This is a genomic window from Gluconacetobacter tumulicola (assembly GCF_014174215.1).
GTDB lineage: Bacteria > Pseudomonadota > Alphaproteobacteria > Acetobacterales > Acetobacteraceae > Gluconacetobacter > Gluconacetobacter tumulicola.
Genome location: NZ_JABEQL010000017.1, coordinates 1 through 19,057, shown reverse-complemented (window position 1 = coordinate 19,057; position 19,057 = coordinate 1). Strand labels below are relative to the sequence as shown.

The 19,057-nt window shown below is 65.2% G+C and carries 15 protein-coding genes and 2 pseudogenes; 12 read left to right on the top strand and 5 right to left on the bottom strand.

The window, feature by feature from the left end; genetic code table 11:
* The first annotated feature begins 56 nt into the window (after positions 1-56).
* The 3 genes from HLH29_RS12800 to HLH29_RS12790 all read left to right on the top strand — a co-directional run bounded on the left by HLH29_RS12800 (position 57) and on the right by HLH29_RS12790 (position 2,931).
* On the top strand, positions 57-791 hold the full coding sequence (locus HLH29_RS12800; protein ID WP_182967522.1) for a hypothetical protein: 735 nt from the start codon (positions 57-59) through the stop codon (positions 789-791).
* A complete protein-coding gene (locus HLH29_RS12795; RefSeq protein ID WP_182967401.1) occupies positions 791-1,567 on the top strand; it encodes a hypothetical protein in 777 nt (258 codons plus the stop codon). Before HLH29_RS12800 ends, HLH29_RS12795 begins: the two co-directional genes overlap by 1 nt.
* A 332-nt stretch (positions 1,568-1,899) precedes the next feature.
* Positions 1,900-2,931, top strand: a complete 1,032-nt coding sequence (locus HLH29_RS12790) for a fatty acid desaturase family protein (RefSeq protein ID WP_182967399.1) — start codon at positions 1,900-1,902, stop codon at positions 2,929-2,931.
* A gap of 67 nt (positions 2,932-2,998) precedes the next feature.
* Here the strand turns inward: HLH29_RS12790 and HLH29_RS12785 are convergent, their stop codons facing one another.
* Complete coding sequence (locus HLH29_RS12785; RefSeq protein ID WP_182967397.1) at positions 2,999-3,889, bottom strand: LysR family transcriptional regulator; 891 nt, start codon at positions 3,887-3,889, stop codon at positions 2,999-3,001.
* A gap of 103 nt (positions 3,890-3,992) precedes the next feature.
* On the opposite strand from HLH29_RS12785, the gene HLH29_RS12780 reads away from it, so the two are divergent.
* Positions 3,993-4,760 carry an SDR family NAD(P)-dependent oxidoreductase gene (locus HLH29_RS12780; protein ID WP_182967395.1) on the top strand — a complete coding sequence of 256 codons (768 nt, stop codon included), beginning with the start codon at positions 3,993-3,995 and terminating at the stop codon, positions 4,758-4,760.
* 138 nt (positions 4,761-4,898) lie between these two features.
* Here the strand turns inward: HLH29_RS12780 and HLH29_RS12775 are convergent, their stop codons facing one another.
* Positions 4,899-5,537 carry a LysE family transporter gene (locus tag HLH29_RS12775; RefSeq protein ID WP_182967393.1) on the bottom strand — a complete coding sequence of 213 codons (639 nt, stop codon included), beginning with the start codon at positions 5,535-5,537 and terminating at the stop codon, positions 4,899-4,901.
* A 441-nt stretch (positions 5,538-5,978) separates the two neighbouring features.
* On the opposite strand from HLH29_RS12775, the gene HLH29_RS12770 reads away from it, so the two are divergent.
* The 3 genes and pseudogenes from HLH29_RS12770 to HLH29_RS12760 all read left to right on the top strand — a co-directional run bounded on the left by HLH29_RS12770 (position 5,979) and on the right by HLH29_RS12760 (position 10,172).
* Entirely contained in the window at positions 5,979-8,648 is a 2,670-nt protein-coding gene (locus tag HLH29_RS12770; RefSeq protein WP_182967391.1) for a TonB-dependent receptor plug domain-containing protein, read from the top strand.
* Between the two features lie 247 nt (positions 8,649-8,895).
* Positions 8,896-9,795 (top strand): annotated as a pseudogene (locus tag HLH29_RS12765) (flavin monoamine oxidase family protein); the annotation flags it as partial.
* Between the two features lie 50 nt (positions 9,796-9,845).
* A complete protein-coding gene (locus tag HLH29_RS12760; protein ID WP_182967388.1) occupies positions 9,846-10,172 on the top strand; it encodes a YnfA family protein in 327 nt (108 codons plus the stop codon).
* 146 nt (positions 10,173-10,318) lie between these two features.
* Here HLH29_RS12760 and HLH29_RS12755 read toward each other — a convergent pair whose 3' ends face one another.
* Positions 10,319-11,497, bottom strand: a complete 1,179-nt coding sequence (locus HLH29_RS12755; protein ID WP_182967386.1) for an AI-2E family transporter — start codon at positions 11,495-11,497, stop codon at positions 10,319-10,321.
* 300 nt (positions 11,498-11,797) lie between these two features.
* On the opposite strand from HLH29_RS12755, the gene HLH29_RS12750 reads away from it, so the two are divergent.
* Positions 11,798-12,034 carry a hypothetical protein gene (locus tag HLH29_RS12750; RefSeq protein ID WP_182967385.1) on the top strand — a complete coding sequence of 79 codons (237 nt, stop codon included), beginning with the start codon at positions 11,798-11,800 and terminating at the stop codon, positions 12,032-12,034.
* Positions 12,035-12,220: 186 nt separating this feature from the next.
* On the opposite strand, the gene HLH29_RS12745 is transcribed toward HLH29_RS12750, so the two are convergent.
* Entirely contained in the window at positions 12,221-13,294 is a 1,074-nt protein-coding gene (locus HLH29_RS12745; protein WP_182967496.1) for a glycerophosphodiester phosphodiesterase family protein, read from the bottom strand.
* Positions 13,295-13,334: 40 nt separating this feature from the next.
* Positions 13,335-15,761, bottom strand: coding sequence for a TonB-dependent receptor (locus HLH29_RS12740; RefSeq protein ID WP_182967383.1), 2,427 nt, complete (start codon positions 15,759-15,761; stop codon positions 13,335-13,337).
* A 215-nt stretch (positions 15,762-15,976) separates the two neighbouring features.
* On the opposite strand from HLH29_RS12740, the gene HLH29_RS12735 reads away from it, so the two are divergent.
* The 4 genes and pseudogenes from HLH29_RS12735 to HLH29_RS12720 form a co-directional block, all read left to right on the top strand.
* A complete protein-coding gene (locus HLH29_RS12735) occupies positions 15,977-16,504 on the top strand; it encodes a MarR family winged helix-turn-helix transcriptional regulator (protein ID WP_182967381.1) in 528 nt (175 codons plus the stop codon).
* Positions 16,505-16,524: 20 nt separating this feature from the next.
* Positions 16,525-18,711, top strand: coding sequence for an FUSC family protein (locus tag HLH29_RS12730; RefSeq protein ID WP_182967494.1), 2,187 nt, complete (start codon positions 16,525-16,527; stop codon positions 18,709-18,711).
* 10 nt (positions 18,712-18,721) lie between these two features.
* Positions 18,722-18,916 (top strand): DUF1656 domain-containing protein, encoded by a 195-nt coding sequence (locus HLH29_RS12725; RefSeq protein ID WP_182967379.1) that lies wholly within the window; start codon positions 18,722-18,724, stop codon positions 18,914-18,916.
* A gap of 30 nt (positions 18,917-18,946) precedes the next feature.
* Positions 18,947-19,057: pseudogene (locus HLH29_RS12720) on the top strand (efflux transporter periplasmic adaptor subunit); the annotation flags it as partial.

The following is a 19,057-nucleotide window of genomic DNA, read 5'->3' as shown; positions in this document are numbered from 1 at the left end:
GGTTCGAAGTATGGACCAGGCGTGAGGGCCTTTCGTAATACAGAATGGAACGATCCATGGATTCTATGACGATTCTTCAGACCCTGATTTCGGTCGTGCCGGTTCAGGATGTGATTTATGTTGCCGCGCTGTGCGGTGTGTGTGCGGCGCTGATGCCGTGGTTGCCGGTGCCGGCCAGTGGGGGGTCGGTTTATGGGCGGCTGTATGCGGTGCTGAACCTGCTGGCGCAGAATTTCCGCAATGTTGCGAACAGGACGCAGCCTGGAGCCGCGCCGGGGAAGGATGGCGGGGGTGTGGCCGCGATCATGCTGGCGCTGGGGCTTGGTGTGGCGGCGAGTCTGGGAGCCTGTGCCACGATCGGGGGGACCACCCGGATCGATACCGCCGAACTGGCGGCGGATGCCGGGGCGATCGATTTCGCGGCGCAGGCGATCGAGGCGATTCCGGGCCTGTCGGCACATCTTTCCACCGACCAGGTGGCGCGGATCAATGGTGCCCTGACACAGATCCGGACCATTACGGCGCAGATCGATGCCGCGTCGGGCGGGGCGATCGATATCGAGACCGGCAAGGGCTGGGCGTCTTCGCTGGCGGGGGAGTTCCAGACCATCCTGACCATTGCGGGCACGGTGGCCTCGGCGCTGGACCCGGCGGTGGGAGGCTATATCACCACGGCCGAGCAGATCATCCCGCTGATCGAGGCGGCGGTGGGGCTGGCACCGGCGAGCATGTCGGTAGCGGCGGCCGGCGATGCGCCGGCGGTGCGCGCCGCGCTGTATCGGGGGGTGTAATGGCGCATCGTGCAGTCGGCAGGCGGCTGGGTTGCCTGCCTGCGGCGGTGCGCCCCGGCCAGCCGTTGCTGGCCGGGTTGCGGATGATGGCGCGGCGGGCGCCTGGGCGGCTGCTGCGGGAGGGGATCGATCCGGCGCCGCTGATGCTGGGCAATGATCGGCTGGGGGACTGTACGTCGGCCGGGTTGGGAAACCATCTCCGCGCGACAGCCGCGTTGGCCGGGTTTCAGGTGGCGGTGCGGGATGCGGATGCCATCCTGTTCTACGAACGTGCGACCGGCTACACGCCGGCCGATCCGGCGACCGATCGGGGTGGGGTCGAGGTCGATGTGCTGGCCTGTGCCGCGCGCGATGGATACGCGCTGGCGGACCAGACATTCTATCCTGTGTGGGGTTCGGCCGCGCCGGACGACCTGAACGCGCTGCGGCTGGTCATGGCCGGTATGGGGGCCGCCTATCTGGGCGTGCGGTTGGCGTTGGCCGACCAGGCGGAAGGGGGCGTGTGGGACACGACCACGCCCGGCGACCAGACGCCTGGATCGTGGGGCGGGCATTGCCTGCTGGCATGGTCCTATGACGGGGTGGAGGACGAGTCCGTGGTGTCGCTGCTGACCTGGGGCGGTATCCAGCGCGCGACATGGCGCTGGGTGCGCTCGCGGATCATGGAGTGCCATGGGGTGGCCTGGCGGCAGTTGATACCGGCCGGCGCGGATTGGGACGCGCTGGTGGCGGCGAATGCGGCGTTTCTGGAAGGGGAGGCGGCCATGCCGGTGTGAAGGCTGGGGGAAGAGCTTCTTTTTTCTGCCGAAAAAGATAGGAAAAGACTTTTATCCGTTCAGTGGAATCTTCTGGCCAAGTGCATGAATCCTGAATGGATCTGAAATTTCCTGGCTTTCGGAGAGAATGGAGACAGCTTCTTCTCTGTGGGTTACGGGCCGCGCGAATCTGGGCCCCGGGCTGGCGGAACGTGCTTGGCAGCCCGCGGAGTGATTGAAAATATGTTGTATTTTTTGTTTAATGTGTCATTGGGATTATTTATCATATCTGATGTTGATTGTTTGATGTAAATAGTATAGTAACGGTCTATATAGAAATTTTCGGAATATCTATGAACCATTGTGCAGCGGACAGACTGGCGGCTTCAGATTATTCCGATGACGCAATCAGGTCGATCAGGCAATATCAGGGCGGTCATCTCGGGATCAGTCTTTTCCAGCTCGTCTCGACCATCGGCCTGCTCCTGGTGTGCTATGTTCTGCTTTATGCGGGATTGATGCATGGCTGGTGGGGGGTGCTGCTGCTGGCGCCGCTGGCGTCCGGCCTGTCCATCCGCACCTTCGTGCTGCAGCATGATTGCGGCCATGGTTCGCTGTTCCGGAGCCGGTGGGCGAATGACCTGGCGGGACGGCTCTGCTCGCTGCTGACCCTGACGCCCTATGATCACTGGAAGAAGCATCACGGGCTGCATCATGGGTCGTGGAACAATATGGACACGCGGGGGCGGTTGTCGGACCTGTATTCGGACTGCATCACGGTGGCCGAATATCGGAAGATGACGCAGCTGAAGAAGGCGCTGTATCGGATCAGCAAGAATCCGATTCTGAGCGTTTTCCTGATGCCTCCGTTCATTTTCTTCATCGTCTACCGGATTGCGTTCGACACGCCGCGTCACTGGGTTCGGGAGCGGCTTGGGGTCTATCTGACCAATCTGTGCCTGCTGTTCGGCTATGGGGCGCTGGCCTGGTTCGTCGGGCTGAAATTCGTGGCGCTGGTCAGCGTCCTGGTGATCTATCCCGCCGCCGTGATCGGGGTCTGGCTGTTTCTGGTGCAGCACAAGTTCGAAGGGGTGCAATGGGCGCAGAACCCGCAATGGAACAGTTTCGAGGCCGCGTTGACCGGCTGCTCGTTCATGCGTCTGTCACGGGTCTGGCGCTGGTTTACCGGTGATATCGGCACGCACCATGTGCATCACGCGGCCCCCGGCATTCCCAATTATCGTCTGGTGGCGTGTCACGATGCGCATGCCGTCTTCCAGGACGTGAAGGTCCTGACCTGGCGGGACGGGATTCGGGAGGCGCGGATCAACGTGCTGTGGGACGAGGAAAACCGGATCATGGTGGATCTGCGCTCCGTCACCTGACGGTGGGGCGGGTGGCGTGCCGGCGCGTGCTTCGGAGCATGGAAGGCGGGCCTGCGCCGCCCGATTTTCAGGCGTGTCCGGCATATTGCTTCGCCACCCAGTCGATGAAGACGCGGACCCGGGGGCTGAGCTGGCGGTTGCGCGGATAGAGCACATGGACGGGCGAGGCGGCGGGGGGCGTGTCGGGCAGGCATTCCACCAGGGTGCCGGCCGCCAGTTCGCGCGCGACGGCGTAGCGTGGCACCTGGATCAGGCCCAGCCCCTGTATGGCGGCTTCCTTGTAGGTGTCGGCGCCGTTGACCGTCAGCACCGATGGCAGCATCACCGTGCGGCGTGTGTCCCGCACCATGAATTCCAGTGGCAGCACGCCGCCGGTGGCGGAGGAATGGAAGCCGACCATGCGGTGCCCCTCCAGCCTGTCCCATCGTTCCGGCGTGCCGAACCGGTCCAGATAGAAGGGTGAGGCGACCGTCATTTCGGGCAGCAGGGCGATGCGCCGGGCGATCAGGTCGCTGTCCTTCGGCGTGCCGGTGCGCAATGCGCAATCGACGCCTTCGCCGATCAGGTCGATGAAACGGTCGGTCTCGCTCAGGAAGAGCGTGATGTCGGGATACTCGGCGAAGAAGCGGGGCAGGGCGGGCACGATGAGGCGCCGTGCCTGCGCGCCCTGGACATCGACGCGCAGCGCCCCGCGCGGGCGGGTGCCGCTGAAGGCGCTTTCGGCCTCTTCGATCTCTTCGAGGATGCTCAGGCAGCGCCGGTAATAGGCCTCGCCATCCAGGGTTGCGCGGACCTGCCGCGTCGTGCGGTGCAGCAGCCGGACCTTCAGCCGGGCCTCCAGCGCCTTGATGGCATCGGTCACGGTCGAGGCGGGCAGGGCGAGATCTTCCGCCGCGCGGATGAAGCTGCGCCGTTCCACCACCCTTGCGAATACCCGCATGGTGTCGATGCGGTCCATTGTTCGCCTCCGCCGGATAGTGATCGCGAATAATGGCCGATTATGGGGATGGGATAAAGTGCGATCCTGAGATCCTTCGAGGCGATTGGAAAGGATCGGCACCATGACGACGAACGGCACGAAGATTGCCCTGATCACCGGCGCCAGCCGGGGGGTGGGGCGCAGCATGGCGATCGCGCTGGCCCGCAAGGGCGTGGACGTGATCGGCACCTATCACAGCAACAGGGACGAAGCCGATGCCACGGCGGCCGCGATCGCCGCGCTGGGGCGCCGGGCGGTGATGCTGCGCCTCGATACCGGCGATGTGAGCGGTTTTGCGGCCTTCGCGGAGGAGGTGAGGCAGGCGCTGCAGGTGGTGTGGAGGCGCCACAGTTTCGATTTCCTGGTCAACAATGCCGGCATCGGCATCAACACGCCATTCACCGAGACGACGGAGGCGGTTTTCGACCGGCTGATGAACATCAACCTGAAGGGTGTGTTCTTCCTGACCCAGACGATGCTGCCGCTGATTGAAGATGGCGGGCGGATCGTGAACCTGTCCAGCGGTCTCGCCCGGTTCAGCCTGCCGGGATATGCGGCCTATGCCGCGATGAAGGGTGGGGTCGAGGTGCTGACCCGCTATCTGGCGAAGGAGCTTGGTCCGCGTGGGATCGCGGTCAACACGGTGGCGCCGGGCGCGATCGAGACCGATTTCGGCGGGGGCGCGGTGCGCGACAACCAGCAGGTCAACGCCTTTATCGCCAGTGTGACGGCGCTGGGCCGGCCCGGTCAGCCGGAGGATATCGGCCCGGCGGTGGCGTCGCTGCTGATGGAGGAGAATCGCTGGATCAATGCGCAGCGGATCGAGATTTCGGGCGGCATGTTCGTCTGAAATGGGAGACGGTTCTTTTTTGAAAAAAGAACCAGAAAACTTGATTCGTTCAGGAGCCTTGTGCGTGCGGCTGACAATGGCCCTGAACGGATGAACGTCTTTTTGCTTCTTTTTCTTCAGAAAAAGAAGAGAGCAACGCTACACCGTCCGTTCCGTCGCGAAGCGGATGCCCAGCGCCATGAAGGCGAGGCCCGAGGCGCGGTCGATCCAGTGGCGCAGCCGCAGGAAGGCGCGCGAGACGTGGCGCAGGCTCAGCACCGTGGCGACCAGCGAGAACCAGGCCACGGCGATGACGAACATCGTGCCCACGCAGGTCAGGCCCAGGCCGATGGAGGCATGCTGCGGCAGGGCGGCGGCGAAGAGGCTGGAGACGAAGATGGGCGCCTTGGGGTTGGCGAGGTTGGTCAGCAGCCCCATGCGGAAGGCGCGGGTCGTCGCGAAGGCGGGATTGGCGGGCTGGTCTTCGGCGGGGGCGTTCTTCCAGCTTCCGGCAAACAGCCGGGCGCCCTGGATGAACAGGTACAGGCCGCCGCCGACCTTCAGGAGAGTGTAGAGCCAGGGCGAGGCGATGAAGAGTGCGCGGATGCCGAAAAAGCCCGCGAGCCCCCATGCGGCGACGCCGGTCGCGATGCCCAGTGTGGCGCGGAGTGCTGCCATGCGGCCCTTCATCATGGCCAGGCGGGTGACCAGCAGGAAATCGAGGCCGGGGACGATCATGGCGACCAGCCAGAAGGCGGAGATGGCGCCGATGACCGAGACATCCTGTGCGAGGTTCATGATACGTCCTTCTTCGTTCGGCAGGCGCCTGGGGTAGGTGGATCGTTGCTATTCCACGACAGGTGCGCCGGCGATGCAATCGCCGGACCGGGGATGCGGGTGGTCGGATTGTCCGCGTGCGGCATCCCCATTTTGGGTCTGGATGTTATATGTTTTTTGAATGGAACGATTCGGAAAGGGCTGAGCCTGCCCTTGAAAATCGTGGGAGATCAGGCGGATCGGCGACGGGGTCTCCTGAGAGTGTGTTCCAAATATCATAAAATTATCGTGTTATATCAATATATTGTCGCGTTGGCGGTCCGCCGGCACGGTGATTGTGATAAAAATGTCATACATTCCGAATTCGTTATGGGTGGTTATGATTTTGTATTGAATTAAGGTCGCTTTCCGTCTCCTGATGTAGCGGTAAAGTAACGACGTTCGCGGGAGCACGTTAAGTCTATGACCCTGAGGCGAAGCCTTATCGCGGCCACGATTCTTGCCATTCAGTTCGACGTCGCCGCTGCGGTGGCGCAAACGGCTACGACGTCCGGGACGTCGACGGCCACTCATCGCCACACGGCGAAGGCCAAGAAGGGGGTCAGTGCGCCTGCCCGCTCCACCGCGAAGGCGATGGTGGCTCCGGCTGCCGCAGCCCCGACCGCGCGGGTCGCCCCGGTTGTCGAGCCTGTCTATCATGCGCCGCCTGATTCGGGCGAAGCCGTGATCGTGACCGGCACCCATGACACCCATCGCCATGCGCGCCAGAGCTCCTCGCCGATCTCGGTCGTCACGGCGGCGACGCTGGCCCGTTCGGGCCAGATGAACCTGTCGGACGCGCTGACCAAGACCTATGCGTCGATCAACGTGGTCGCCATGGCCGCGGATTCCGCAGCGCTGACGCAGTCCATCCAGATGCGTGGCCTGGGCCCCAACGAAGTGCTGGTGCTGGTCGACGGCAAGCGTCGCCATGTGACTGCGAACATCGTTGCCGATTCCGGTCCGCAGTTCGGTTCGACCGGCGCGGACCTGAACACGCTGCCGTCCAACATGATCGACCATATCGAAGTGCTGGAAGACGGCGCGGCGGCCATGTATGGCTCGGACGCCATCGCCGGCGTGGTCAACATCATCACCAAGAAGCAGGATCACGGCTACAACCTGAGCGCCACGACCGGCGCGAACGCCTATAGCGGCCAGGCATGGCAGTATCAGGTGAATGGCGATGCCGGCTTCAAGTGGGGAAATGATGGCTTCCTGCATATCAGCGGTCAGGTCTATCACACCGACTTCTTCGTGGCGCCGGCGACCGATCATCGCCTGCTGCCGCTGAGCGCCGCACCGGTGGGGGCCTATACGGGCGCCAACTATACCGGTCCGCTGAACGTGCCCACCGATTCCAACCATATCATGGGCCGCCCCGAGGAAACCCGTGAGAATTTCGGGATGGACTGGGGCAAGGACATCATCGGTGACCGCCTGCAGTTCTATGGTAACCTGACCTATGCGCATCGTCATGGCGAGGCGTACGAGAACTACCGCATCCCGACCCGCGCGCCGTCGATCTATCCGTCGGGCTTCTCGCCGCGCGAGACGAACGAGGAAAATGACTACGCCGTGACCATGGGCCTGAAGGGCGCCGAGCTGTTCGGCGACTGGGACTGGGATGCGAGCTCGACCTACGGTGCCGACGGCACGAAGATCGGCAACAAGAACACCGCGAATACTGGTATGCTCGCCGCGACCTGCTCGACCAATCCGAGCAGCCCCTATTATTCCTCGGAAGGGTGCGGTTACTCGCCGACCTCGACGCTGGCGGAAACGTACCGCATGGCGCAGTGGACGAACAATCTGGATTTCCGCCGTCATTTCAACATCGGCAACGTCGTCCCCATGACGCTGGCGGTGGGCGGCGAGCACCGTATGGAAACCTACCAGATCACGGCGGGCAACCCGAACTCCTATGAGCTGGGCGGCACGCAGGGCTATGCCGGCCTTGGCCCGCAGAGCGCCGGCAACTGGAACCGCAACATCTTCGCCGCCTATATCGATGGTGACTTCCGCCTGACCAAGCATTGGGACCTGGATTTCGCCGGCCGGTTCGAGCACTACACCGACGTGGGCAACACCCAGAACGGCAAGATCTCGACCCGCTACGATTTCTCGCGTCGCGTCGCGATCCGCGGCACGATCAGCACCGGCTTCCGTGCGCCGACCCTGGCCGAGCAGCATTACAGCGCGATGAATGTCGGCCCCTCCAGCGCCGCCGGCATGCTGGCGGTTGATTCGGCGGCGGCCCGTGCGCTGGGCGCCCAGCCGCTGAAGCCTGAGCAGTCGGTCAGCGCGTCGGGTGGCATCGTCCTTGAGCCCGTCAACGGGTTCCATGTCGAGGCCGACGTCTACCAGATCAACCTGCGCAACCGGATCGTCGGTGGTGGTACCGTGACCGGTCCGTTGGCGGTGCAGGCGATCGAGGCGATGGGTTATACGCTGGCCGGTCCGGCGCTGGACGATACGTCGCAGGACAGCGCCTATTACCTGACCAACGGTGCCAGCACCCGCACGCAGGGCCTGGACATCAAGGCAGATTATGCGTTCCACCTGCATCAGTATGGCAATCTCGATCTGAGCATGGCGCTGGACCTGAACCGGACGCGCCTGCATCATAACGGTATCGCCCCGAACGGGTCGGAGATCCTGAACGCGCAGAATGTCGGCTACATCACCACGGCCTATCCGCGCAGCAAGATCATCCTGAATGCCTACTACAAGGTGGGCAAGCTGGACGTGAACGTTCGCCAGACCCGCTATGGCCAGACGACCGACATGATGCAGTATACGGATTGGTCGAATTCCAACATCATGTGTTCGGGTGGTGGTTCGATCCAGTATTCGAACACCTGCTTCAAGGAGTTCAAGAATACGCCGCGCTGGCTGACGGATATCGAAATCGGGTATCAGTTCACCGATCACCTGCACTTCGCCGTCGGCGCCAACAACGTCTTCAACGTGCGTCCCCGCAAGGTCTCGCAGGATGTCAACTCCTACGGTGCCCAGGTTTACGACCAGTTCTCGCTGCAGGTGCCGATCACCGGTGGTTACTACTATGGCCGTCTGAACGCCACGTTCTGACGAAAACGGCATGGATACCGGAAGCGATTCCGGTATCCATCCTCGTTCTGGAATTCATGCCGCGTATGCGGCATTTTTTGTTTCGGGCGGTTTTGAAAAAGTTGCCGCCGGCATGGTCTGCGCGTCTTTTCGCGCTTGTAACGGCCGCCCGGCAGGATGTTCCGCCGCTGCGATGCGCAGGACCATATGCCGGCCCCGATCGTGGCATTTTCAGGACGGCCTCCCCCAGACAAGCGCAGGATGACCAATGACCGGAGAGTCCGGCTTTCAGGCACAGACGCGCCGGCAGCTTCTGACAAAAATCGGGGTTCTGGCCGGAAGTGCCGGGCTTTATCAGGCGATGACCAGTATGGGTCATGCGATGGGCACGGATTTCAAGAGCCCACCGAAACTGTCGGGTGCGAAGCCGGGCACGCGTGTCGTGGTGCTGGGGGCCGGTCTGGCGGGGCTGCTGGCCGCGTATGAATTGCGGCAGGCGGGCTATGCGGTGCGGCTGCTCGAATTCCAGAACCGGGCGGGTGGGCGCAATATCTCGCTGCACGATGGCGATACCGTGACGGAACTGGGCGGTGCCACGCAGATGGTCGGTTTTTCTCCCGGCACTTATATCAATCCGGGGCCGTGGCGTATTCCGTACCATCATCAGGGGCTGCTTTATTACTGCCGGAAGTTCGGCGTGGCGCTGGAGCCGTTCATTCAGCTCAACCACAATGCCTGGCTGCATTCCTCGCAGACCTATGGCGGCAAGCGCCTGCGCTATCGGGAATTCGCGGCGGATTTCTCGGGATACACGGCGGAACTGCTGGCCAGGGCGATCAACCAGCACCGGCTGGATGATATCGTGACGCCCGAGGAGCGGGCGCATGTGCTCTCCTCCGTCGCGACCTGGGCCAATCTGGACGATGACGGCGTGTGGCGTGCCGGTGCGCGGTCGTCGCAGCACCGGGGATATGACAAGGCGCGCGGAGCCGGTATGGATGGGGCGCCGACCTTCTCGACCCCGGCGCCGCGTGCCGAGGTGATGGCGTCCGGCCTGGCGCAGTGGCTGGCCTTTCCTGAATAGCTCGACATGCAGACGACGATGTTCCAGCCCGTCGGCGGAATGGACAATATCGGCAAGGGTTTCGCGCGGCAGGTCCAGGACCTGGCCGGAATGGTTCCCTACCGCCGGCCGGCCCCGGCTGTTAAGGTCGGAACATGCAATCGATTATCCTCTATATCGGCGCGGCGCTGGCGGAGATCGCCGGGTGCTTCGCCTTCTGGGCGTGGCTCAGGATGGGGAAGTCGCCGGTCTGGCTTGTGCCGGGCTGTGGCGCGCTGGTGCTGTTCGCGTGGCTGCTGACGCGGGTCGATGCGTCGGAAGCCGGGCGGGCTTATGCGGCCTATGGCGGGATCTATATCGTCTCGGCGCTGTTGTGGCTGTGGGGGGCCGAGGGGGTGCGGCCCGACCGGTGGGACCTGATCGGCGCCGCGCTGTGCCTGTGCGGCGCGGGGGTGATCCTGTTTTTACCCCATCGCGTGTAGAGCCTGAGCCTTCTTTTTCTGAAGAAAAAGAAGCAAAAAGACTTTTATTCGTTTGGGGAATCGTATGTCCCTGCAAAAAAACCTGAACGAATCAGAATTTTTTTGGTTCTTTTTTCAAAAAAAGAACAGAAGCGTCAGCCCTCCGCTCACTCCTCGCGACTATTCACCACCCGAATTGCCCCGACCCCGTCGGGGAGAGGGCGCGCGGCGCGGCCGGAGCCGAGGCGCCAGAGCAGGTGGGCCACGGCCATCACGGCCGGGCCGATGAACAGGCCGGGCAGGCCGCAGCTTTCCAGCCCGCCGAGGATGCCGAGCAGCACCCACATGAACGGCAGCCTGATCGAGCCGCCGATCAGGGCCGGGCGGATGAAATGATCGGCCAGGAACAGCACGATGGTGCCGAACAGGCCGACGCCGATGGCGGCCGCCAGGCTGCTGCCCTTGATGAGGATGGCCAGCACGCACAGGGCCAGCGCGAAGCCGCCCACCATCGGGATCATGCAGGCCAGCGCCGTGAAGATGCCCAGCAGCAGCGGCTGCGGTGCCCCGGCGAGCACGTAGGAGAGGCCGATCAGCACACCTTCGCCCAGCCCGACCAGCACCAGGCCGGCCAGCGCGCCGCGCACGGCGCCGACGATCTGGCGCTGGACCATGCCGCCCCGCGCGCCCAGCAGGCGCCAGACCAGCAGGTCGATCCGGGTGACGAGCGGCTGGCCCACCCGCAGGAAGAAGAAGAGGATCAGCAGGGCGAAGCCCATGATGACCAGCCCGTTGGCCAGGTCGTGCCCCAGTTGTTCCACCGTTGCGAGGGCATGTTCCGGCCGGAGGCGGTCCATCAGCTCATGCACGCTGTCGGCGGTCGCCAGGTTGGTCTGCCACCAATGCTGGGCCTGTGCGCGGCCCCAGGGCAGGCGGTCGAGCCATGCCGGGGCGGGGATGCCCTGTTCGGTGGCCTGCCGGACCCATTGCGCGCCTTGCCTGGCCTCGCCGGCGGCGGCCGAGATCAGCACGGCGGAGGGTATGATGAAGACCAGCGCGATTCCGAGGACGATGGCGGCCGGTGCCATCGTGGCGGCGTGGGGCGACGGCCATTTCCGCCGCAGCCTCGTCAGCAGCGGCCAGCAGACGATGGCGAGCACGCCGCCCCAGAACAGGGCGGAGCGGAAACGCCCGAGGATGAACAGGGTGAGTATGATCACGCCGAATGTCAGCGCGCCCTGGGCCCAGCATTGCAGCGTCGTGCGTGGCCCACCGGGCAATGTGGCGGTGGGGCGGGGGGCGCCATGCTTGGCGGGGTGGACGAAGGAATGCGGGGGCACGGGCATGCGGGCTCGATTCAAGGGGCTGTGTCAATGGTTTGCCGGCTGGTGGCGCGAACAGTGATAACGGTGCCGGGTGCCTGGCGTTGCAGCCCGAGGGGTGGGTTGCGGCCGGCGCGAGGCTCCTGGGGGGGCGTCCTGTGAGGGACGGGATGATTCGATTTCAGTACGAAATCCGCCCGTCATGCAAGGCCGCCATACGCCCGTTCAGGGGCACCCGCCCTTAAAATGCCGCATGCGCACCCTATATGGATGAGCCAAGCCGTTCCGGCCCGTTGCCGGGGCACCTTGAGCAGGAGGATCGTCATGTCGGTTTCATCCGCCGAGGGAAAAGCAGCCTCCGTGTCGCCCGTGTCCAACGCGGGACGGTCCGATGGGGTCGCGCTGACGCCGGCACAGATTCATGCCGCCCATCGCAGCGCGCTGCGGCAGGCGGGCAGGCGGCTGCGCACCCGGTCCGGTCGGGGGGAAGAGCCCGGCGCCACGGCCCGGCCCCGCGCGCCGGCGCCCGAGAGGGCGGGGAGTGCTTCAGGCAGGGCCTGATCCGTCGGAGCCTGACCGAAAATGCGCGCTGGCGGCGATCCAGCGCGCGTTGCCTGTGCTTCGGTGCTCATGGCCATCAAGGCCACTCCGCTCCGATGCTCGGCAACACACGCCGGGCGCGGCCCTCTGGGCCGCTCTCGCGCGCCAGCCCGCATTTTCGGTCAGGCTCTCGGGCGCCCGACCGGATCAGCCGTCGACGGCGCGGCGGCCGAGAGCGGGGTCGTCGGTGAAGAAGCCGTCCAGGCCCAGATCCAGATAGCGCCGGATTTCGGCGATCGAGCCTTCGGGGTTGCGGGCGTCGTCGCCCGCGTCGTTGCGGAGCTGGCGGGGCAGGAAACGGTTTTCGGGCCGGCAGGTATAGGAATGGACCAGCAGGCCGGCGGCGTGGGCGTCGTCGATCAGGCTGGTCGGTGCCTGCCATGCGCCCGAGGCGTCGCGCGGGATCAGGTCGGTATTGGACGGGCCGATGGCGTCGGCGTAGGCCCGGACCTGGCGCAGGCCGTCCGGTGTCATCAGGTCGCCGAAGGTTGTGCGCGCGCCGGCCGCCACGAGGTCGGGCGCGCGTTCGGTCCGCTCGCCCATCAGGAACATCAGCCGGGCCTGAGGGTTGATGGCCTGCACGCGCCCATGCAGCATCTTCAGGTTGGTGGTCTCGAAGGACTGGACCTCCAGCGGGGCGTAGCGCGTGTACTCGTGCGCCGCGATCACGCGCAGGAAGGTTTCCTCCGGCGTGTGGCCGAGTGCGTGGAAATGGGTCGAATTCTTGATTTCGGGGATCAGGCCGATCGTCCGGCCGCGCGCGGCGGCTTCGGCGGCGACGAAATCGATCACCTCCTCGAAGGTCGGGATGTCGAAATGCCCGTCATAGCGGGTGTTCTGCGCGCGGATGGTGGGCAGGCGCTCGCGGGCGCGCAGGGTCTTGAGTTCCGCCAGGGTGAAGTCGGTGGTGAACCAGCCGGTCTCTGCCTTGCCGTCGATCGTCAGCGTGCGGCGGCGGGAGGCGAATTCCGGGCGGGTCGCGATGTCCGTGGTGCCGGCGATGTTGCTTTCATGGCGGGCGACCAGCACGCCGTCGCGGGTCGGTACCAGATCGGGCTCGATATAATCCGCGCCGTCGGCGATCGCCTTGGCATAGGAGGCCAGCGTGTGTTCCGGTCGCAGGGCCGAGGCCCCGCGATGGGCGAACACCAGCGGCCGGGGCGCGACCGATGCCGCCGCCCGGGCGCGCGATGAGCCCCCCAGGATCGTGGCACCCGCCATGAGGGAGAGGGTGTTTCTGCGTGTCAGCACGTGGGAAGCCTCAGAACTGGGCGCTTACGGTCAGGAAATACATGCGCGGGGCGATCGGGAAGGCGGTATACTGGCCCGAGGCGTTGGAGGTGTTCAAGGTCGACCAGCCGCGCGTGTTCGTCAGGTTGGTGATGTTGCCCTGCACTTTCAGCCCGCGCACATGCGGGATGCCGTGGATGGTGTAACCGGCATTGAGGCTGAACAGCGCGTAGCTGCTGGCATGCAGGTCGTTGGTGAAGGTGGTGTAGCGCCGGCCGATCACGTCGCCGATGAACTGGGCGTTGAAGGCGCCCCAATCGGTCGAGGCCACGAATTTCTCGGTCCAGTCGGGAACGCCGGCGACATTCTTGCCCGCCGTGGGGACGATGGTGGTGCCGTTGGAATAATTGTCGTTATAGACGGATTTGTTGTACGACAGCGCGTTGTAGAACGAGAAATGCGGGCCGAACTGCGCGGTGAAGGAAAAATCCATGCCGTCGGTCGTGACCGAGCCGACATTGGTCAGGATGGTGGCGCTGCCGACGATCGAGGCCAGGTTGGGCGAGGACGAGACCGCCAGCAGGCGGTTCGAGAAATGGACGTGGTAATATTCGAGCTGCCCGCCGAGATGCGTCAGCGGCCCGAAGGAGAGGGCGCGGTTGGTCCGCAGGCCGGTCTCATAGGTCCAGGCGGTTTCGGGCTTGCCGTGCTCGCGGAAATTGTCGAACGCCTGCTGGCTGGTCACGCCCCAGGGCGTTGCGTTGCCATAGCCGGCATCCTGGAACGAGCGCATGTTTTCCTGGATGTTCGCGAACCATTCCTCGTTCGGCGTGATGTTCCACAATGCGCCGAACGCGGGCAGGAACGGCCGGACGGCGGCGATGGTGCCGCCGGGCACGGTGATCGCCGTCCTGGGTGACAGCGAACCCGGCAGGCCCGCCACCGGCAGCGTGCCGTTGGTGTAGACCAGTTCGGACTTGAAACCGGCATTCAGGGCGAAATGCTTCGAGACCTGCCAGGAATCCTGCAGGTGCGTGACCCAGCTATTGGTGTAGAAATAGTTGGTGTACTGGTGGATCAGCGGGTTCTGCTGCCGGTCGTAGGGCGTGGTGGGGTTGGTGGCCGAGAACGGGTACCAGCGCCGGGCCTGCGTGTTGTTGTTGCGCTCGTACCAGCCGCCCAGTTCGATATGGTGCCGGCCCAGGTGATAGCGCAGCGTCGAGAGCAGCCCGCCGCGATTGTCCCAATATTCGGTGGTGCGCGTCGCCATGCCGCTTCCGCCGAACACCTGCGAGAGCTGGGAGGCCGTGTTGTCGGGGAAATAGGCGCCGAACAGGGTCGGCAGGCCCGCCGCCGTGATCGGGCCGGCCACCACGCCCTCGCCCAGATCGTGATGGTAGTAGATCTGGTTGTCCCAATGCAGGTTCGACGAGAAATCGTGCGACCATGTGGCGTAGGCCAGGAAATCCTGGCGCTGGGCGGCCGAATAGTAGTTGCGGTAATTCAGGCCGGCTGCCTTGTAGGCCGCGGAATTGTTGTAATAATTGATGGCTTCCTGAAGGTTCGGATACATGAACGGGCGCTTGTAGAGCGAGCCGCCCGCGGGTTCGACGATGCCGTCCTCGTTCGGTTCGATCTTGTCCGACCAGTCGAAGAAGGCGGTCATCCGGTCATGGTCGCCCTGATGGACGAACTTGGCGTTGACCTGGTTGCCACCCTGATGGCCGGCGAAATCCCACGCCCGCGCATCCTGCCGCGCCCAGGCCACATAGGCCGAATTGCCGTTGCCGAAATCGCCGGTGTCGATGCGGGCGAAGGTGCGGAAGGTCGACCAGCTTCCGAAGGTCTGCGCCAGTTGGCCGCCGGCGCGATGGGCCGGGTCCTGCGTCTGGAATTGCAGGGTGCCGCCCAGATTGCTGGTCGAGGCCGTGCCCAGCGCGCCGGCCCCGGTGGCGACGGAGGCCGCGCCGATGATTTCGCTGATCGCGGCGCGCTGGGGGGTCAGGCCGTTGAAATTGCCGTAGGCCTGATCGCCCAGCGGTACCCCGTCCAGCGTGAAGCCGAGCTGGTTCTGGTTGAAGCCGTGGATGAAGAGCGACGAATTCTGCTCGTTATTGCCCCAGGGATCGGCATTTTCGAACACCACGCCGGGCAGGATTTCCAGCGCCTTGACCGGGTTGATGCCGGGCAGGATGCGCTGCATCTCGACATGGCCGACGCTCTGTTCCGAACGGGTGCGGCGGGCGGTGGAGATGATCTGCTCGGCGGCCGGGGCCGGGCTGGCGGAGGCCGGTTTCGCCGCGCGCGCCGGGTGGGTGACGGCCGGTGGCGCCGTGTCGGCCGGGGCGGCGTTGGCGGCCGAAAGGCCGGCACCCAGGGCCAGCAATGTGGTACCGAGCAGCAGGCGGCGGCCATGCGTGGCGTGGACGGAACGGGGGGAAAATACATGGAAAGACATGGGCGGGATCGCTGTTCTTTCGTCGCCGGTGTGGTTTCGCCTTTCATAGGCGCCAGATTGGCGGATTTTCATGTGAAGCTTTGAAGACGATGCAGCGCGGTCACATCGCAAAAAATAACGTTTCCGTGAAGGGAAAGCCGTTTGGGGCTGGACAATCTGCGGCCATACAATTAATGGTCATGGCAATTATTTTGATGAAAACGTAAGCGGCAGGCATGACCGACGGAAACAGGCCGCAGGCGACGGGCCTGCGCGCGCTCCTGAATATCGACGAATCCCCATTCCCCGGCATGTCCGTCACCTTTCGCGTCATGCGGCTGGGTGCGGTGTGGCGTACTCGGCTGGAGCGGGAGCTGAAGCCGACCGGAATGACCGTCGCGGGCTTCCGGCCCATGGTCTATCTGATGATGATGCAGGAGGGCACGTCGCAGCGGGAGCTGGCGGCGGCGCTGGATACCGATACGTCGGCGCTGGTGCGGGTGCTGGACCTGCTGGAGGCGGCCGGGCTGGTGGAGCGCCGGCCCGATTCCGTCGACCGGCGGGCCAACAACCTGTTCATCACCGATGCGGGGCGGCGCAAGTGCCGCGCGTTTCACGAGATCGCGGCGCGGGTGGAGGCCGAATTGACGGAGGGCCTGCCGGCCGGGGAGATCGTGGAACTGGTGGCGCGGCTGGAGCATGTGCTGGCCAATGCCGCGCGGCCGCCGGCCGCCAACATGCCCGATGGCGGCGAGGCGGCGTGACGATCACCATCCCTTCACGCATGCTGCCGGCCTTCCTGGCCAGCGATGCGCGGTGGCGCGAGACGGTGGGGCGCGCGGCCTTCTGCGCGCGGACCTTCGCCGCGATCGGGCTGGCCCTGTCCTGCTCGTTCTTCTTCCAGCTCGAATCCCCGATGTCGTCGGTGACGACGGTGATGATCGTGGCCAATCCCACGGTCGGCGCGCTGATGGCCAAGAGCATGTGGCGTGTCATCGGCACCCTGCTGGGGGCCACGATCAGCATCGCGCTGATGGCGGTCGTGGCGCAGTCGCCGGTGCTGTACACGATGATGCTGGCGGTGGCGGTGGCCTTCGCCTGCCTGGTCGCGACCTTCCTGCGGCTGTTCCGCGCCTATGCCGCCGTGCTGACGGGCTATACGATCGTGATCGTCGCGGCGCCATCCTATGCCGATCCGGACGGTATCTTCCTCAGCGCCATGGCGCGGCTGTCGGCGGTGACGGTCGGCATCGTCGCGACGGCGGTGGTGTTCATGGCCAGTTCGGTGCGCCGTCCCGACCGGGTCATGACGCAGGTGGGGCAGATGGTGCGCGACGTGATCGCCTATGCCATGGAATTTCATCGCTTCCAGTATGCGGGCGGCCATTCGCCGGACGCGCCGACGAAGGATGCGGTGGTGCTGGGCGGGTTCCGCACCCTGCCGTTGCCGCTGAACGACCGGCGGGGCGCGCTGCTGGCGCGGATCAACGGGCTGATGTCGTCGGTGGAATATGCGGCGGCCGATACGTACGAGATCTCGCGCCGGGTGAATGCGCTGCGGGTGGGGTTGAGCGGGCTGGCGGGCGTGGTCGCCACCTATCATCCGCTCTGGCACGACCTGGAGAACGACGCGGCGCCGATGCGCGGCCTGCACGAGCGTGTCGCGTCCCTGATGGAAGAGATCCTGGTGCTGACGGGGCGGCCGGACTGGATGGACGATCCGCGCGCGGTGCTCTCCGTGCTGGGCACCGCGTTGGATGCGCTGGCGGCGGCCGAGCGGGCGGAGCAGGACATCGCGATGCTGTCGGCGATCGACAATATGCGCGACGTGCTGGTGCAGGTCGATGCCGTGGTGCGGATGCTGGTGGCGCCGTCCATGCCGCGCCGGGTGCGGCTGCGCTGGTTCCTGGACTGGCCGACCGCCCTGCGCAACGGTGCGCGCGGCGGGGTGATCGCGCTGCTGGCGGGGCTGCTGTGGTATGTGCTGCACTGGAGCGCCGGGCCGATGCTGATGCTGTATATCGTCGCGGCGTCCAGCCTGGTCGCGACCACGCCTTCGGCCTCGCGCTCCAGCGTGATGATGGCGGCGGGCACCGCGCTGTCGGTGCCGGCGGGGATTGCGTGCCATATGCTGGCGCTGCCGCGCATCGACGGTTTTCCGCTGCTGTGGTTTGCGCTGTGTATGTTCCTGGCGCCGGGCATATGGTTGCAGTTCAGCCCGCGCTACGGGATCGGGGCGTTCGGCTATGGCGTGTTCTTCGCCGCGATGCTCGATGTGTCCAATCCCATGCATTACGACGATATCGCGCTGACCAATACGTGGCTGGCCTTTCTGGTGGCCAGTGCGCTCCTGGTACTGGGCTTTCGCGTCATCCTGCCGCCCGACGACCGGCTGGATGCGGCGCGGCTGGTGGGCTCGCTGTCGCGGGCGGTGCGGCGGCTGGCGCTGGTGCTGCCTGTGGCGCCCGAGAACTGGATCGTGTGGGAAGGATTGCAGATCCAGAAGATCTGGCGGCTGGCGATGCGCCTGTCGGTGGGCGTGATGCCGGCCGAGCGGCAGGCCTATACCGATGCCGCGCTGGGGGCGGTGTCGCTGGGGCGGCTGGTGGTGCGGGCGCGGCGGATCGCGGACCTGCCGGCGCTGGACGCGGCGGATGCCCGGGCCATGCGCGCGGCGCTGCGTGGCTTCGACGGTCTGCTGCGCGACCCCGAAGCGACGGCACGCGGGCTGGTGGAGGCGGCGCAGGCGATCCTGGGCCGTGCCGGCCCGGGCGAGGACGGGTTGGCGGCGCGGCGGGGGGCCGCCTGCCTGCAACAGGCGGCGTATATCCTGCGGGCGGTGCCCGGTTTCTTCCATCGCCACGGCCCGCTGCAACTGTCGCCGGAGATGCCGGACGCGCATCGGCCGCTCGATGCGCCGGTGCCGGTCTATACGCCGCTGCTGGGCCGCGTGCGGCGTCAGGCCGGGTAGCGGGAGCGGGATGCTGAGCGAATTCAACCTGCATGGCGTGTTTCTGGCGCCGCTCGCGGTCTATGCGCTGGCGGCGCTGGTGCCCAGCATCGCGATCCGCGCGGTGCTGGCATGGTGTGGGGGCATGCGCCTGTTCTGGCATGTCGCGCTGTTCGACCTGGCGCTGTATGTCTGCATGCTCTGTCTCCTGGTCCGGTACGTCTGAAGCGCCGGTAACGAAAGATCCGAGCCCCCGATGCCTCTTTTGCGCACCCTGATCCGCGTGGTCCTGACCCTGAGCGTCGTTGTGCTGGCGATCGTTCTGGGGGTGACCCTGTGGGACACGTATATGATTGCCCCATGGACG